The sequence below is a fragment of the Ruegeria sp. AB5 genome (genome assembly GCF_056542645.1).
Map to the genome: position 1 here is coordinate 16,780 of NZ_JBQGAE010000015.1, position 17,052 is coordinate 33,831.

Consider the following 17,052-nt stretch of genomic DNA (forward strand, 5'->3'; position numbering starts at 1 on the left):
GGAGGAGCAAATGCTGAACTTACTCAAACAAACCGGTGCGGGCGTCGCGGCCCTGACACTGACAACTGGGTTGGCTGCCGCCAGTCCATACGAACCCTACGAAGGCACTACCTTGGTTGTGAACTTCCCGGCCCATCCGCACTTTGATGCGGTGATGCAGGTGCTGCCGCAATTCACGGAAGAAACGGGAATTCGCGTAGAAGTCGATCAGCTTCAGTATTTGAAGATGCGCGAGAAGCAGACGTTGGAGCTTACCAAAAATAACGGCGACTACGACTTGATCGCCTATGTGGTGTTTTCCAAAGCCGATTACGTCTATGCCGACCAATTGGAAAACCTCGCCAAGTATTTCATGAACCCGGCGCTCGCAGATCCGGCCTATGACGCGGATGATCTGATTGATGGTTATGTTGGCAACATTGGCGTCGCGGGCGGCAGCAAAGGATATCTGCCGGGACCAACCGGGTCGCTGTTCGGCATCCCGTTCGGATCAGAGACGTCGATTCTGGGTTATCGCAAAGACATTTTTGAAAAGCACGGGCTCGAGGTTCCGGAAACCTACGACGAATTGCTTGAATTGGCCTGTAAGATTCCAGAGCTGGAACCCGGTATGGGTGGATTGGCATCGCGCGCGGCTTCGGGGCATCACGCGTCGCACGCGTACCTGCTGCATCTTGCTCCTTTGGGCGGTCGCATCTTCGACGAAAACTGGAACCCAATCATGAACAATGAAGAAGGGGTCAAAGCCGCCGAAGCGTTGAAGACAATTGTCGACTGTGGCGCAGAGGGAGCCGAGACCTTCGGGTTCGCCGAAGCAGGCGCGTCATTCCTTCAGGGTAATTCAGCGATGTTCCTCGACTCCACCGTCTTTGCGGGTCAGGTCAATAACCCGGAGAAATCCAAAGTCGTCGGCCAAGTCGGTTGGGCTCCACATCCAGAAGGCGCGCGTCGCGGCAGCCAGACCGGTGGGTTTGGAATTGGTATCCCAACAAACGCCGAGAACAAAGATGCAGCGTTCCTGCTTATGCAGTGGTTGACGTCGAAAGAGGCAGACAAGGCAATCGCAATTGCCGGTGGAAACCCCTCCCGTTTCTCAACGCATTCGGATCCGGATGTTCTGGCCGCGCAGCCGCATCTTGAGGTTTTTGGTGAAGCCCTGAAATATGCCGATCCCGATTGGCGTCCGATCATTCCGGTCTGGGGCAAAATCAATGCTGATCTGGGAACAACGCTCAGTCAGGTCCTGACCGAAGATCTGGACATCCAAACTGCGCTGGATGGGGTTGCTGAACGTAGTAAGGCGATCATGGACGACGCCGGCTACTACACCTGGCAGCAATAGGCATTCTCCCTGAGGTGGTGCCTGAGTTTTACTCGGGTGCCCCTCTCAATACGGCAACCAACCAAGTCAAAGGGCCGCAGTCATGAGTGCTGTTGTACGGGCCAATCGGCTCACTCCATACCTGTTTCTTGCGCCAGCGGCGATTGTACTTGTTTTCGCGCTGCTCTACCCGATCGGATATATGATCTACGCCAGCTTTCTGGATTGGAGTCCAAGTCAACGCATAGGCCAAGCGGAATTTGTTGGCTTAAAAAACTACGGAAATCTTCTGCACGATAGCGCGTTTCACGAAAGTTTTTGGGTCACCATCAAGTTTGCCTTTGTTGTCGTGACACTTGAGATGGCCTTGGGTGTTGGTCTTGCGCTATTGCTGGACCGAAACATACGCGGCATGTCGATGTTGCGGACTGTTTTTATTCTGCCCATGATGATCGCCCCAATCGTAGTCGGCCTCATGTGGCGGTACATGTATCACCCGACTGTTGGCATCTTTAACCGTACAATCAAAAGTTGGGGGTTTGACGAGGGTATCCCCTGGCTGTCGGACAGCACATGGTCGTTCATAGCCGTTGTGATAGCAGATGTATGGCAGTGGACACCTTTCATTTTCATTCTTGCTTTGGCGGCTATGCAATCTTTGCCGCGTTCTGCATTGGAAGCGGCCGAAATCGACGGCGCCAGCGAATGGCAAAAGATTATCCTGATCAAGATACCCCTCATGATGCCGGTTCTGATCGTGACACTCCTTCTTCGTCTGATCGATGCCTTCAAAGTGCTTGAGGTCATTCTGGTACTGACCAATGGGGGGCCGGGCCTGTCCACCGAGATCATTGCCCTGCGAATTTTCCGAACGGCTCAGGAGTTTCAGGAATTGGGCGAAGCCGCCGCGATGTCGAATGTTCTGTTGTTGATGTTGATGGGGCTGACCATCGGAATGTTCATGTACACCAAACTGCAGGAAGCCCGGGCCGCAAGAATGCGCGCCGCTGCCGAGCAGACAGAGAGCTAAAGATCATGTCCACGCAAACAGAAAAACAAAACCCGGCCTTCTACGCCTTGCTCGCGGCGCTGGTTGTTATGTCAGCGGGACCGATCCTTTTGATGTTGGCAACATCGTTCAAGATGAATGTCGACATCTACGATGAAAGCGTTTCGGCCTTCTTTTTTACGCCGACAATTCGGAACTACGAAACGGTGTTGTGCGACGTGCTTTGGTATGATCCGGACCACGTTCAGTATTGTGACCCTACTTTTGGACGCTCCCTTCGCAACTCGTTGATTGTGGCCACCATCTCTACCGGCATAGCTCTATTGATCGGGTGCATGGCGGCTTATGCCTTGGTGCGTTTCCGGTTCATGGGGCGCGGTGCCGTCTCGATGACGACGCTGATGATGCGGATGGTGCCGCCTGCGGTACTTCTGGTTCCGGTATTTGGCATCTGGACGTTCCAATACCATCTTGATCAGTCCTATGCAGGGATCATCCTTGTCTATACGGCGATGAACCTGCCATTTGTGATCTGGATCCTTCAGAGCTTTATCGTGCAAGTTCCGATCCAGTTGGAAGAAGCGGCGCGAATGGATGGGGCCAACCCGTTTCAGGTCTTTTATTTGGTTGTCCTACCGATCATTAAACCCGGACTCGCAGCGGCAGCGATCTTCACGTTCCGAATTGCCTGGAACGAGTTCTTATTGGCCAATGCTCTGCTTGGACGGTCGACGCGGACAGTTCCAGTCACGATTGTAAACTCTATCACTGAATATGACATTGACTGGGGTGTGATTATGGCTACCGGAATGCTGCTTGCAGTGCCGCCGATTATTTTCACATTTGTGGCCTCACGACAGATTATCACTGGAATGACAGCAGGGGCCGTGAAAGGCTGATGATCGAGTGGCTGCTTTCACCCATCGACGCATCGCGAGGGCATGATGTTGGTTTCTTCCTGTCCTGGCACGCCCGTTGCATGGTCGTTGCCTGGGGGGTGATATGTCCCGCAGCAATCTTGGCAGCACGCTATTTTAAGATACTACCGGGTCAGAACTGGCCGCTGGAGCTGGACAATCGGGTATGGTGGTTGTGCCATTGGAAAGGCCAGACATTCGCCTTTGCCCTCTCGCTTGTCGGATTGGGGTTCGTACTTATCAGCGCCGGAGAACAGCCGGGTGGTTGGCTGCACAAGGGCCTAGGCTATGTCGTGCTCGCTCTGGGTACCGTGCAGGTCGCAATGGGGGCTTTCCGGGGCACTAAAGGCGGCCCTACTGCACCGTCGAAGGACGGCAGCTTGTGTGGGGATCACTATGATATGACACCTTGGCGCGTGGCTTTCGAGCACACACACAGAGTGTTGGGCTACCTGGCGCTTTTTTTGGCGGCGTCTACGATACTCAGCGGGCTATGGTCATCGAATGCGCCGCGTTGGATGTGGGTGGCGATCAACGGTTACTGGCTAATTCTGATCGTAGCGTCAGTATATCTTCAAAGGTCTGGCAGGGCCTACGATACCTATCAGGCAATTTGGGGACCAGACCCCACGCTGCCTGGTAACCGAAGACCAAAGATGGGATGGGGCACCGTACGCCCCGGAGACCAAATGGAATACCCCTCAAAAGAAGGAGCAGAATAGTGTTTGGCGTAATAGAAGGCACCGGATTTGAGGTCATCGAAAAAGAGTTTGAAAGCTGTTTCATAGGCCACGCGCGCGTCGAAAGGTTGTGGACCGGGGCACGTTGGACCGAAGGGCCTGCTTGGTTTGCTGCCGGGCGCTATCTTGTCTGGTCCGATATTCCTAACAATCGGATGATGCGCTGGGATGATACGGACGGTTCAGTTTCGGTTTTTCGCGAACCGGCCGACAACTCTAACGGCCATACGGTTGATGGACAGGGGCGTTTGGTATCCTGTGAGCATTTAACCCGCCGGGTAACCCGCACGGAACATGACGGGTCGATCTCCGTGATGGCTGATGCCTGGCAAGGCAAGCGGCTCAATTCTCCGAATGACGTTGTCGTAAGAACGGATGGCTCAATTTGGTTCACGGATCCTTCTTATGGAATCATGATGGACTACGAAGGAGAGCGCGCGGAAAGCGATATCGGCGCTTGCCACGTTTATCGAGTCGATCCTGACACGGGCGAGGTTGCTGCAGTTGCTACAGATTTCGTCAAACCAAACGGGCTGGCCTTTTCACGCGACGGCAATTCGCTCTTCGTCGCGGATACTGGCGGCACTCATATGCCAGGTGGTCCCGCGCATATCCGCAAGTTTTCCGTCAGCGAAGACGGTAAATCTTTGTCTGGTGGCGATGTTTTTGCCGAATGTACCAACGGGTTCTTCGATGGCTTCCGGCTGGATCGCGATGGCCGTATCTGGAGTTCGGCCGCCGATGGCGTTCATTGCTTGAACCCACATGGGGATTTGATTGGAAAAGTACATATACCTGAATTTGTCTCAAACGTCTGTTTTGGCGGCGCGAAACTAAACCGGCTATTCGTGACGGCAACAAGCTCACTCTACTCGGTTTACTTGAACGTCAACGGATAGCGAGGATGCGAAAGCGTGTCGAAGTAGGACAAGAGCGAGAGGATTGCCTTCGGCTCGTCGTGTCTTTCCTGGGGAATGCTGAATCCAATCTAGTTGAGCTTTCGCGCGATTGAAACTCTTCTTGCGTCAGAGCCACAAGGGCTTGGACGCCATTGAAAGGCAAGGTCGGGCATCTCTGTAAACTATTTTCATTTGGAAGCACCTAGTTTGGTCAATAATATCAGGTATTTGCTACACTATGATCAGGACTCATTGAATTCTGAAGCATAGCATGGTTCACGGCTCAAAAACGAGCGGTGAGTATGTCTGATCTTTTCTGGCTTTCAAGGGCGCAGATGGCGCGTCTCGAGCCCTTCTTCCCAAAGTCCAACGGTAAAGCGAACACCGCCGTAGTGATTCGACGACTTGTCCTACAATCTGCGAATTCTTTTAATTGGAGATAGCGCAGGTGCAGCGAACGGCAGCTTCGACGAGTTGCAGCACAGCAACCGAGTGTGGTAGCCAACGCCAGCGATGGGTCGTCTGTGTCATCATTATTTAGCGGGCAGGGAACATTTTTGCTACGTAACCGAGTTTTGAATGAGCCCAAAACACCGAATGCTGCAAATTGAACGAAAGCCCGCGTGTGGATAGCTCCTGCGTAGTAAGACATTTTGAAGTAATTTAGCACTGGTCAGAAGCAGACGTTTGTCCTGCCTGTTTGCGCGGCGCCAGTAGCCACTGGCCTTGATGGTGTCCGCGACCAAGTCCCAAACGGCTTATCGAACAACACTGTGTCCCGGACATTCGACAGGGTGTCTTGGTTGGCGGGCTGACTGTGCGCCGTCAATTCAAAGGTCTTGCTGTCTCGCGGCTTCGCAGACCACTTCCGCATCAGCAATGTCGTTCTTTTGACGTTTGACGAATGGTTGCTAGTAAGTCGGCGGGATCAGCCTGACATCAGGACCCAAACGATCAATCTCGCGGCTCCAATGTTGCTCACTGGCGCAGGCCTTCATCGCCACTAAGAAACGCGGCAGTTTTGCTAAGCACTCAAGGACCTGCCCCTTGTGCAGTTTCTTCCGAAGAACAGGGTGACCTGTTCTATCCGCCTGTGCACCTGGAACACATTCTTCGCCAAATCCAGGCCAATCTCTCCCATACACGCCTCTATTCAGATTGCTTGCAATCCCACCATGGCACATTTAGGCCAGCGGGGGCGTGTACACCTTCAGAACCTTCTCTGTCTCTATCTTAGTGCGTGCCGCTTCTATCAAGTGGCCGGGTTCGATGTGGACTCATATTCTGTGCACATTTCTATTTTTAGGCCTCCAGTAAATGTGATTGAAATAACGATTAACCTCACACTTAAAAACTACTGCATTTTCTGGTAGAATTGATCAGGTAAGATTCCCGCGTAAGCGGGGTGCCGCTTTTTCGGTTCAATTCTTCAGGCGTCGCGGGCTGCCAGAATGATTCATATTTGCACTTTCGGTGGTTTGTCCATTTTCGACGAGTCACGCCTTGTTTGCAAAAACTTGGGACCAACTACGCGAGAGTTGTTCAGCTATCTGGCCGTTCATTCGGATGCGTCGTTGCGCCGCGAACGGATTGCCGAGATTTTCTGGCCCAACAAGGCACCGTCGCGTTCGCGGGCCTCGCTGAATACGGCGTTGTGGCGCATCAACGGTTCGCTCAAAACGGCAAATATCAACGATCAGGTGGCCATCGTTCGCGCCAGTGAAGCCGCCGTTGTAATGAATATAGGTGCCGAGGTAACGCTGGATTGCGCAAGGCTGGCCCAGGACGTTGAGAATTGTACGATCGAGGCGGTCAAAGGTCCGTTGCGCCGTGAATCTCGAGACACTCTGAAACATGCTTTGACCCATTATTCTGATGAGTTCATGGAAGGCGCCGAGAGCGACTGGGTTATGCGCGAGCGCGAACGCTATCGCTGTCTCTACGAGCGCGGAATGACGATCCTGATGCGGGACAACGCGATGATCGGTCGTCTAGACGAAGCACTAGCTTGCGGATCCGCGATACTTGAGGGCGACTCTTTGCGGGAAACGACTCAACGTGCAGTGATGTGGCTCCATGTCATGAACGGACAGCGTGGCAAGGCGATCGAGCAATACCTGACTCTCAGGCGCAGATTGCGCGAAGAAATTGATGTCGATCCCATGGTCGAAACAACAATGCTTTACCGGCATATTCTAGGTAAAGACCGAGTGGTTGAGCCAAAGAACATCAGTTCTGCCACGATAAACACGCGTTTGCGTGAGGTTGGTGCGCAACGTACCGCAGTTCTCAATACCATTCTTGAGGCAGATCTCGGTCGTCTTTAAGTTTTCTGTTTTTTCCGATGTCTTTCTGGAACGCGCCGCAGCTTTTCGCGTGGCGCATTTGCCAAAACTCGACGTGATTGAGCGTGGGGTGATGGCTGTGTGATGGACCTGTCAGATCGGTGCAATAACGCCGTGGCGCTTGTTGAACTTCCGCGTAATTCAAGAGTTATTGCGTCACGGTATGCTGATCAAAACCCAGCCAGAATCCGGGATAACCGACGCCATGCGATGGATCGCCGATTTTTATGACGTTTATTTTCGCCAGCGCATTTCGGTCGATTGCCAGTTCGCTTCATGCGCCTGGAACCAAGTGCTTACTTCACGAGCCTACTGTCCCAGACTTTCTTGATTTTCCCCAACTGTAAGGAAGCTCAGCCATGCCCGCAGTCCTGACATACCCCGGTGTCTATATCGAGGAAACTCCAAGTGGGGTCCGAACCATAGCTGGAGTCGCGACGTCGATTACTGCGTTTCTGGGGCGTGCTTCAAAGGGGCCAGTCGATACGCCGGTCATCATCAACAACTATGGCGATTTTGAACGCGCGTTCGGAGGGCTCGGCATTGCGTATCCGATGAGCTACGCCGTCCGCGACTTCTTCGCCAATGGCGGCGGCCAGGCCACTATCGTTCGTATTTATACAGATCCGGCCGACGGCGGGGCCGACACTGCTCAGGTCGATGCGAACGGATTGGCCCTGACAGCGGCCAGCCCGGGGGCTTGGGCCAATGGGCTTCGCGTCCGGATTGACCACGACGTTCCGGCGCAGACGTCCCCGCACCCTTTGCCATGGGTTGACGCCGATGGACTGACCAGCGCGGACTTGTTCAATCTGACTGTTCGCGACACCGTGACCGGCACACAAGAAGTTTTCGTGAACCTGACTGTCGCCGAAAGTCAGCGCCGGGTCGACCGTGTGCTCGAGGCGCAATCCGCGCTAATCCGCGCAGCCAGCCCGTTGGCCGGGGCGATACCCGCAACGGATGCACCAATTGCCGACCCAACAACCGTCTGGACCGACGATACATTGTCCAGCCCAGTCTCGACCGACGGCGAGGACAGCGCGTTCCTGACGTCACCGACCGATTTTACCGGCAGCCTTGGCAACAAGACACGGCTATACGCACTAGAAGACGCCGACCTGATTAACATTCTTTGTATTCCACCAGACACGCGCGGCGGTGACACGCCAGCGGCGGTCTATAGCGAGGCACTAGACTATGCCGTGAGGCGACGCGCCATGCTGATCGTCGATTCACCAGCGGCATGGACAAGTGCTTCGGCTGCGTCTGGCGGGTTGGGAGCGCTTAACCTGACTGGCGTTCGGGCACGAAATGCCGCGCTCTATTTTCCAAGGGTGATCATGCCGGACCCGCTGAGACAGGGTCAGTCGGACACGTTTGTCCCCTGTGGCATCATCGCGGGGGTCTGGTCCCGCACGGATGTGTCGCGTGGTGTCTGGAAAGCTCCGGCCGGCGTTGATGCAGCCACGCGGGGCGTGCAACGCCTGTCTGTGAAACTGACTGATGATGAAAACGGGCAGATCAACCCTCTGGGCATTAACTCGCTGCGCGCGTTCCCGATCACCGGGCGTGTCGTCTGGGGTGCACGCACGTTGCGTGGGGCCGATCAGCTTGGGGACGAGTACAAATACGTTCCGATCCGGCGTATGGCTCTATTTATTGAAGAGAGCCTTTTCCGCGGTACGCAATGGGTCGTCTTCGAGCCCAATGACGAACCACTTTGGGCGCAGATACGCCTGAACATAGGTGCATTCATGAACAACCTGTTTCGACAGGGCGCTTTCCAGGGCAGCTCGCCCCGTGACGCGTATTTCGTCAAGGTCGACAGCGAAACCACTACGCAGAACGACATAAATCTGGGCATTGTGAATATCGTTGTGGGCTTTGCGCCGCTTCGCCCGGCCGAGTTCGTCGTCCTTAAGATTCAACAGATGGCAGGTGACATCGAAACCTGATCCGGCAGAAAAGGAATTGCAGGGCAATGGCACAGTTTTCCGTCAATACCGAACGCTTCGACCCCTACAAAAACTTTAAGTTTCGTGTGAAATGGGACGGGCGATATGTGGCAGGCGTCAGCAAGATCAGCGCGCTTGGCCGAACGACCGAAGTTGTTGAACACCGCGAAGGCGGCGATCCGTCAACGGTGCGCAAATCACCCGGTCAAACAAAGTTCGAAACGATCACTCTGGAACGTGGTGTAACCCATGACACCGAGTTCGAGAAATGGGCCAACAAGGTCTGGAATCTGGGGTCTGGTTTGGGAGCGGAAGTATCGCTTAGGGATTTCCGCAAGGACATAATCATCGAGCTTTATAACGAGGCTGGGCAACTGGCGATCAGCTACAATGTGATGCGCTGCTGGCCGTCGGAATACCAATCTCTTCCGGAACTTGACGCATCGGCCAACGCTGTAGCGATCCAGACCCTTAAGCTTGAGAACGAAGGGTGGGAGCGCGATCAAGCCGTGACGGAACCAACCGAAGAAAGCTTCACAGATCCCGAGGACTAATGCCTGATGTCGCCATTGACGCCTCGAAAGATGTTGCAGGTCTGGGAGGAGGGGCAGAGTGCCGCTCCCTGGGTTCGTGCAATGCTGCTGCTAAAGGCAGCCGAACCCTCTGTTTCCCGGCAACATCTGACACTGTTGCCCATCGGAGAACGCGACGCCCGACTTCTGGACCTCCGGCAGGCGATGTTCGGCGACGCTCTGAAAAGCCTAGCGGTCTGCCCAAAATGCGACGAGCAGCTAGAACTGAACTTTTCCACCGCAGACGTGAGGTTGCCCGCGCCGAAGGGCAAAGGTCCTTGGACCTACGAAGACGGTCCCTTGTCGGTCACGTTCAAGCTGCCTGCAACGGCTGATCTGGAGGCATTGACCAGCCATGCCGATGCAGCCGAAACACTGTTGTCGGCCTGTGTCTGCAATGTGATGAAAGAGGGCTCTAAGACTTCGATCAACGTGCTCAGTCAAGCGCAAAGGGCGGCACTGATCGAGACCATCAGCGATACCGATCCCCGCGCGGACATGAAAGCAGCAATGATCTGCCCGCGCTGTGGCCATGAATGGTCTGCTCAGTTCGATATTCTCGCCTTTTTCTGGGAAGAGATCGGTGCCTGGGTCCGCCGCCTTTTGACCGATGTCCACGTGCTGGCCCGGGCCTATGGCTGGCGCGAGCGGGATGTTTTGGACCTCAGCCCATGGCGGCGGCGTCAGTATTTGGCGCTGGCAAGATCATGACCGACTTTCTGACATCTCTCGCGGCCCGAAACCTTGGCCCGCTGCCGGAAACGTCGGCGCCCGAGTCAGAAAACGTACGCCCGCGTCCGGTTGGGGTTTTCGAAGCCGAGGGATCAGCAGAACAGGCGCTCGAAAAGTTGCCGGACGACACAGTTCAAAGCGATCCACCATCGGAAGCCCCTGTTCTAATAGTGCCTGAAAAACCTCCCGCATCTGAGCCGCCAGACCTCAAGAATCCGATACTGACGGCTCCACCATCTTCTTTTGTCGAGGACGCTCGTCCTCCTGCGACTTCCGCCTTGGAACCCGCGCCCGAGGAATCTGTCATACCTGAGGCGGTGCCAGAGACTCCTCAGACTGAACAGACATCGGATCCGGACATAGATGTGGCTGAGGTACAAGACCCTCTGCCGTCAAGAAACGAAACGGCTTTGCCAGCTGGACCGGAAACCATATTGGGGAAACTGCCTCAGCCTCAGGCAATCGAAGTGCAACACACAGACATATCGGAACCCCTTGAATCGCAGGGGAAATCCACACCGACCCCAAAACTGACGTTGGAACCTGCGCGACAGCCTCAGCCGGCCAAAAAAAATGTTGGCGCACTTGAACGCATCGTGAGGCAAATGGTTCTGAACCCCATGCCAGAGATATCACCTGTGCCGCAACAACCCGGGCCAGCAAAAGCCGATATGGAGCCGGTTTCTGACATCCCGAAGGAATTCTCTGAACGCAACCCGGAACCAGGCGCCGATCACATAGAACTCGTTTTGTCTCCTGTGCCGGAGCCAATCGAGACTGTGTCCTTGCGCCCCGAAGCCCCAGCGCACGAATCCGCGCCGCCCCTGGCACCCGTGTCGGATCAGCCGGTACCCATCGAAGTGGAACCTGCCAAGACGATTGTTCGGATCAATATCGGTCGGATCGAAGTCAATGCGCTTGCCGCCGAACAACCAACTGATGAACCCGGACCGGCGCGGCCCGAACCGGCATTGATGAGCCTAGATGAATATCTTGAAATGCGGAATTCAGGAGGTGCGGGATGAGCACACCTCTGGCAATCGCGGCGACGACGCTCACCCTACGCAACCTGCTCAATCCGGTTGCTACAGCCGATTACAGCACGTTGCCTGCCGATGCGCGACCGCTCAACCAGATCGACATCACGACACAGCCGCCCGATCAGGTACGTCCAGATGCCACGCGCAACCGGATCAACCTGTTTCTCTATCACACGGAATACAACGCTGCCTGGCGGAATACAGACCTTCCAGGTCAGGGTCGACCGGGCGAGAAGCTGCCGCCGGCCCTACCGCTCAACCTGCACTATCTGCTTACCGTTTATGCCGAGAATGACAACGAACTGATTGCGCAGGTCCTGCTGGGCAATGCGATGCGCGTCTTGCATGATCATCCGGTACTGGCGAGGTCCGAGATCGAAGCGGCGCTGGCTGAAGCAAAACTGGACGCGCAGGTCGAGCGGGTTCGCGTGACGGCGCTGCCAATCACACCGGACGAGTTGCTGGGGATCTGGTCGGGATTTCAGTCCGAATATCGTTTGTCGGCGGGGTACAAAGTCGGGGTGTTGCTGATCGAAAGCGCCCGCCTGTCTTCCGCGCCGTTGCCCGTGCTGAGGCGCGGCGAAACAGATCGGGGTCCGGCCATCGTTTCTGGCGCGGCCCCAAGTCTGAGCCGCATTGAGGCGTTCGTGAATCCAGCGCTGCCGACACCGCCGGCTCTGGCCAAACCGTCGGCTGAACTGGGCGACGTGATTGTTGTCAAAGGCAGCAACTTTTCGGGGGCAACTATGACGGCACGACTGACCGCGAGTGAGGATATTTTACATACGCGCCCGATACTGCCGGAAAGGGACGACACAACTATCCGGTTCTCGCTGCCCGAGATAACTGAGCCGAATGTGGCGCGTGACTGGCCTGCAGGTTTTTATCAGCTCGAGTTGGAAGTCTCGCACCCCGATGTGCCCTCCTGGGTGACAAACCGGCTGACCTTTGCGCTGGCCCCAACGGTTAGCGCACTGGCACCTTTAAACCAACCCGAGGCAGCGCAGCCTTTCGAGCTGACATTGACCTGCACGCCGCAATTGCGTGCTGACCAGCGCGTGGCGGTTCTGCTGGGCGACCGGGCGCTTACACCGGATGCCGCGGGCACAGTTACACCCGCTGATCCGGACGCGCCCAGCACGGTGACAGTGGATGTCGATAACCTCGCGCAGGGAGACCATGTTGCCCGGCTGCGGATCGACGGCATAGACAGTCTACCGGTTGATCTTCTTGCAGTTCCGCCCTCATTTGACGCGGCGCAGATATTGACGATATCGCCATGAGCAAACCTGACGACACATCCGCCGCAAGACCCACGGCCGTTGCTCCGACGACAGAAGATTGGCACGTCGCCAATGATGCTTTTCTTTCGGCCGCAATAACGCATCTGCGCCTGCGTCTGGCGGCCTTTGCGGCCGAACAGCACAAAGTCGCTGAAGCACCGCGCGGCAGCAACCGCTGGACGGGTTTCTTTGGTGAACGGTCAGGGACTACGCCTACGCCGACAAAAGCGCCAAGCCAGATGGATATTCAAAGGGCCGCTGATGCGCGCGCAAAGGCCGAAGCTGAAATCAAAGGAGAACCGGCTCTGCGTCTGCTGGGCGACCGGTTTGACCTGACACCTTTTGAACGTGAGGTTCTGTTGCTTTGCGCCGCTGTCGAACTGGACACCCGGATCGCCGGGTTATGTGCGGCCGCGCAAGGTGACGCATCGCGGGACTATCCGACATTTGCGCTGGCCCTGGCTCTGTTAGAGGAACCGGCCTGGGATGTTCTTTCACCGCTGCGACCCCTCCGCTATTGGCGCTTGGTGGAAGTTTCGCAACCCGGTGACAAGTCGCTGACAACCAGCGCATTGCGCGCAGACGAGAAAGTTACCAACTTTCTGAAAGGCCTGACTTATCTTGACGATCGTCTCGCACCCCTGCTGTTGCCCTTTGACGACGATGCGCGGGCGGTTCTTCCGACCTCGCAGGAAAATGCGGTGTCTCAGGTCGTTCGGATATTGCGGCAAACCAACGAAGGGCGCCCGTCTTCCGTACAGCTTGTCGGCCCCGATCCCGCCTGCCAGCAAATGGTAGCACAGCGGGCCTTGCGGGCTTTGGGTCTGACGCCGTGCAGGATGCCTGCGGGCCTGTTGCCAAGCGCGCCGGAAGATCTGGAACAGCTGGCACGGCTCTGGCATCGCGAAAGCATGCTGATGCCGATTGCCCTGTATCTGGATACGCATGTCGAAATGTCAGCCGAACACTCTGACAGCGCGCCCATTTCACAGTTTCTGTCTCGTAGCGGCGGCGTGTTTGCGCTGGGAACGCGTATTGGTCAGTCAGCCTATGGTCCCAGTGTCGAGGTCCATCGCCCAACCGCCCGTGAACAAAGCGAGCTCTGGTTTGGTGCTCTGCCGGATGTAAACCCGGATGTCGTAACGCAGATCACCGGTCAATTTGACCTGAACGCCTCGGCGATCCTCCGCATCGCCCGTCTGACCCGCAACGAGGCAGGGGCGTCCGACACTTTGTGGAAAGCGTGTGTCGACCACACCACGCCGGTTCTGGATCGTCTGGCAGAGCGCGTTCGCCCGGTCGCAGGATGGGACGATATCGTTTTGCCACCGGCAGAACTGGCCCTATTGCGTCAGTTGGCGGCGCAAGTCTCACGCCGCTCGCAGGTCTATGATGACTGGGGTTTTCGCGACCGGATGAACCGTGGTCTTGGGATCAGTGCCTTGTTTTCCGGGGATAGCGGGACAGGCAAGACGATGGCGGCCGAAGTGATCGCCAACGCGCTGAACCTGCGGCTTTACCGGATCGATCTGTCTGCAGTGGTCTCAAAATACATTGGCGAGACCGAAAAGAACCTGCGTCAGTTGTTTGACGCGGCCGAGGGCGGAGGGGCAATCCTGTTTTTCGACGAAGCCGACGCTCTGTTCGGCAAACGATCCGAAGTGCGTGACAGCCACGACCGCTATGCCAATATCGAAACCAGCTACCTGCTGCAGCGGGTCGAAAGCTTTAGCGGTCTGACCATTCTATCCACGAATATGCGCGGTGCCTTAGACGCGGCGTTTTTGCGCAGGCTGCGTTTTGTGGTCAATTTCCCGTATCCCGACCCGTCGCGCCGACGCGAAATCTGGCAGCGGGCCTGGCCGCCGAGCGTTCCAGTTGTGGAAATCGATTACGACCATTTGGCACGATTGAACTTATCCGGTGGCAATATCACGACCGTGGCGATGAACGCCGCTTTCATGGCGGCGGAGGCGAAGGAACCGGTGACGATGCCGTTGGTCCTGTCTGCGGCACGGGCAGAGTATGAAAAGCTGCAACGCTCGGTCAACGAAGGCGATTTCACCTGTAACGAGGCACCCGCGATCAGGGAGGTGCGGGCATGAGGATAGAGGTCACGATCAATCAATTGGTACTGAACGGGCCCGCAGATTTCAGCGACCCGGAATTGCGATCCGCGATCGGTGATGCACTTGCTACAGAGCTTCAATCTGCCGGGCCGCGGTTCCGCCAGAACAGGGCAGTTCTCGCGCAAACTGTGGATGACGTCGTGAACGGCATTGAATCAGCCACGAGGGTGAGGTTGAGAGGATGAAACGACAGCTGAAACCCATCGCAACCCAAAATGCCTACATCGGAGCGGCAGGTACACTTCGGACCAGTCGAGCCGCACCAAAGCCTTTGTCGCGACGGGTTCACGCGCTGGGCCACGGTTGGGATATCAGCACGGTGCCGACAAGCCGGACAAAGCTCCAGACCACGCTTCGCGTCGGGTCGGCTTCCAGCCCTCTTGAGCGTGAGGCGGACCATGTTGCACGAACGTTTGATCCGTCATCGGCATCCAGCGCGTATGGAGTGGCGAACGGCAGGGACGGCACTGTCGCCGCCTCAACGGTGCGATTGAAGGCGCGAGGTGGGGAAGCACCTGAGCATGTAAGTTCCAGCGCTCTGGCGGTGGTTGAAAGCGTTGTCGCGACGGCGGGACGACCGCTCGATACCGCAGACCGGGCTCTGTATGAGCCGCATTTTGGTGCCGACTTCAGTGGCGTGCGCGTGCATTCCGACGAACGTGCGGCGGCATCTGCCGAACAGATTGGCGCGCGCGCCTACACTGTGGACAATCATATCGTCTTTGGAAGCGGGCAATTTGCCAGCGGGACGGCATCGGCCCGCAGCCTGATGGCCCATGAGTTGACCCATGTCGTACAGCAATCAGGCGGGCTCACCGGGTTGATACAGCGCGATCTGGCCGTGCCGCCGACCACCCCCGACGCTGCCCGGAAGATTCTGAGTCCGGCGGAAATATCAGATGCCATCACGTTTAATCAGATCACCATCACCGAAGCGGCGGAAATCCAACTGTTGCGCGACATACTTGGCATTTCGTCGTCTCCGGCGGCGATCGACGCCAATTTCGTCCAGGCGGTTGCCGACTATCAGATCCTCTATGGTCTTCCGGCCACCGGAAAGGTCGATGGCTTCACGCGCAGGCGGCTCAGCCGTGAAATCCTTGGCGAGGCCGACTTCCTGGGGTTTACCGGATTGGGTGGTCTTGCAGCAGGTGTCGAGCTGCGCAGCGATCTTGACGGTTTGATGACGGCTGGAAACACAACCTACGCCGATTGGAGCACCACGATCAGAGCGGCAACGGTTTTGCAAAAAGATGTCATTCTGGCCGAAACTGCGTTCCTGACCCGGATGCGGTCGCATCTTTCAACCTGGAACGATTTTGCCCGTTGTGTGGAGCTGCTCGGACGGCGTGCACCGACGCACAACCGCCTTGTCGCAAATTCGACTGTCTCGGCAGCTTTGGCCACGGCCTGGACGGATTCCGACGTTGGAGTGAACCCGCCGCTGGTCAGTCAGCATGAAGAGGGCGGGTGGGTCTACCTGAACCTCACTACGAACAGATTGTCGGTACGCCGTCAGGCGGCGGGTGCCACTGCAGGGATCAACCTCGCCTCACCACCAATTGTTGCCGACAGCATCGTGGTCGCCAAGTTTCACACCCATCCCAATCTGGGGCCAGCATGGGCCGCAGGGCCAAGCCCACAGGATACGACCGTCGATACTGCACATGGTGTCCCGGACATCGTCGTCGGGTCAAACGATATGGTGACGACAACCTTTGATGTATTTGCCAGCGGCCCGAACCGGCGGTTGCATCTTGCCGGAAATCAGGGACTGCCAGGTTCAGGCGGCGGACTCGCACCCCAAGCCAAAACGGACGGATCCCATGATGAGCAATGAACCCATGTCGACTGAAACTGAATCTGGAGGTATCCCGGCGGATTCCGCGCTTGGCATCGCAATGGAAGACGCACGGCAATATGTTGCGGATCTTTCGATCTACAGGATCGGGATCGTTCTTGCCGACACCCAATGGCAGATCGACTTTGAGCCGAAGGACACGCAATCGCAGGGCGGAGGACTGCACTTCACGGTCTCTGCCACGACGGGCGAAATTCTTTCGCGGCGGTTCGAGCAGTGATCTGGGTCGCGCGACATACGTCGGGC

General features: G+C 56.5%; 14 protein-coding genes and 1 pseudogene. 14 read left to right on the forward strand and 1 reads right to left on the reverse strand.

Translation table 11 applies throughout. From position 1 onward, the window contains the following. The first annotated feature begins 10 nt into the window (after window positions 1–10). The 5 genes from ACR0L4_RS19310 to ACR0L4_RS19330 all read left to right on the forward strand — a co-directional run bounded on the left by ACR0L4_RS19310 (window position 11) and on the right by ACR0L4_RS19330 (window position 4,886). Window positions 11–1,342 carry an extracellular solute-binding protein gene (locus tag ACR0L4_RS19310; protein WP_480514692.1) on the forward strand — a complete coding sequence of 444 codons (1,332 nt, stop codon included), beginning with the start codon at window positions 11–13 and terminating at the stop codon, window positions 1,340–1,342. A gap of 82 nt (window positions 1,343–1,424) precedes the next feature. Continuing rightward, a complete protein-coding gene (locus tag ACR0L4_RS19315; RefSeq protein WP_480514693.1) occupies window positions 1,425–2,351 on the forward strand; it encodes a carbohydrate ABC transporter permease in 927 nt (308 codons plus the stop codon). A 5-nt stretch (window positions 2,352–2,356) separates the two neighbouring features. Then, window positions 2,357–3,229, forward strand: coding sequence for a carbohydrate ABC transporter permease (locus ACR0L4_RS19320; protein ID WP_480514694.1), 873 nt, complete (start codon window positions 2,357–2,359; stop codon window positions 3,227–3,229). Further along, window positions 3,229–3,969 carry a cytochrome b561 domain-containing protein gene (locus ACR0L4_RS19325; protein WP_170752951.1) on the forward strand — a complete coding sequence of 247 codons (741 nt, stop codon included), beginning with the start codon at window positions 3,229–3,231 and terminating at the stop codon, window positions 3,967–3,969. The genes ACR0L4_RS19320 and ACR0L4_RS19325 overlap by 1 nt, the downstream gene beginning before the upstream one ends. Further along, the gene (locus tag ACR0L4_RS19330) at window positions 3,969–4,886 is read left to right on the forward strand and encodes an SMP-30/gluconolactonase/LRE family protein (RefSeq protein ID WP_170752949.1); all 918 of its coding nucleotides are present in this window, start codon (window positions 3,969–3,971) and stop codon (window positions 4,884–4,886) included. Before ACR0L4_RS19325 ends, ACR0L4_RS19330 begins: the two co-directional genes overlap by 1 nt. Before the next feature lie 842 nt (window positions 4,887–5,728). Here the strand turns inward: ACR0L4_RS19330 and ACR0L4_RS19335 are convergent. After that, a pseudogene (locus ACR0L4_RS19335) lies at window positions 5,729–6,027 on the reverse strand (IS110 family transposase); the annotation flags it as partial. Between the two features lie 310 nt (window positions 6,028–6,337). Here ACR0L4_RS19335 and ACR0L4_RS19340 point away from each other — a divergent pair. From ACR0L4_RS19340 to ACR0L4_RS19380, 9 genes are all read left to right on the forward strand, one after another. Further along, a complete protein-coding gene (locus tag ACR0L4_RS19340) occupies window positions 6,338–7,213 on the forward strand; it encodes an AfsR/SARP family transcriptional regulator (RefSeq protein WP_480514695.1) in 876 nt (291 codons plus the stop codon). A 377-nt stretch (window positions 7,214–7,590) separates the two neighbouring features. Continuing rightward, a complete protein-coding gene (locus tag ACR0L4_RS19345) occupies window positions 7,591–9,189 on the forward strand; it encodes a phage tail sheath family protein (protein ID WP_480514696.1) in 1,599 nt (532 codons plus the stop codon). A 26-nt stretch (window positions 9,190–9,215) separates the two neighbouring features. Beyond that, window positions 9,216–9,743 carry a phage tail protein gene (locus ACR0L4_RS19350; protein ID WP_480514697.1) on the forward strand — a complete coding sequence of 176 codons (528 nt, stop codon included), beginning with the start codon at window positions 9,216–9,218 and terminating at the stop codon, window positions 9,741–9,743. Window positions 9,744–9,749: 6 nt separating this feature from the next. Beyond that, the gene (locus ACR0L4_RS19355) at window positions 9,750–10,472 is read left to right on the forward strand and encodes a T4 family baseplate hub assembly chaperone (RefSeq protein ID WP_480514698.1); all 723 of its coding nucleotides are present in this window, start codon (window positions 9,750–9,752) and stop codon (window positions 10,470–10,472) included. After that, window positions 10,433–11,518 carry a hypothetical protein gene (locus ACR0L4_RS19360; RefSeq protein WP_480514699.1) on the forward strand — a complete coding sequence of 362 codons (1,086 nt, stop codon included), beginning with the start codon at window positions 10,433–10,435 and terminating at the stop codon, window positions 11,516–11,518. Before ACR0L4_RS19355 ends, ACR0L4_RS19360 begins: the two co-directional genes overlap by 40 nt. After that, window positions 11,515–12,816 carry a Pvc16 family protein gene (locus ACR0L4_RS19365; protein WP_480514700.1) on the forward strand — a complete coding sequence of 434 codons (1,302 nt, stop codon included), beginning with the start codon at window positions 11,515–11,517 and terminating at the stop codon, window positions 12,814–12,816. The genes ACR0L4_RS19360 and ACR0L4_RS19365 overlap by 4 nt, the downstream gene beginning before the upstream one ends. Then, entirely contained in the window at window positions 12,813–14,921 is a 2,109-nt protein-coding gene (locus tag ACR0L4_RS19370) for an ATP-binding protein (protein WP_480514701.1), read from the forward strand. The genes ACR0L4_RS19365 and ACR0L4_RS19370 overlap by 4 nt, the downstream gene beginning before the upstream one ends. Before the next feature lie 205 nt (window positions 14,922–15,126). After that, window positions 15,127–16,785 (forward strand): eCIS core domain-containing protein, encoded by a 1,659-nt coding sequence (locus tag ACR0L4_RS19375; protein ID WP_480514702.1) that lies wholly within the window; start codon window positions 15,127–15,129, stop codon window positions 16,783–16,785. Continuing rightward, window positions 16,775–17,026: a hypothetical protein gene (locus ACR0L4_RS19380; protein ID WP_170752931.1), complete on the forward strand. Its 252-nt coding sequence runs from the start codon at window positions 16,775–16,777 to the stop codon at window positions 17,024–17,026. Before ACR0L4_RS19375 ends, ACR0L4_RS19380 begins: the two co-directional genes overlap by 11 nt. Window positions 17,027–17,052 lie beyond the last annotated feature (26 nt).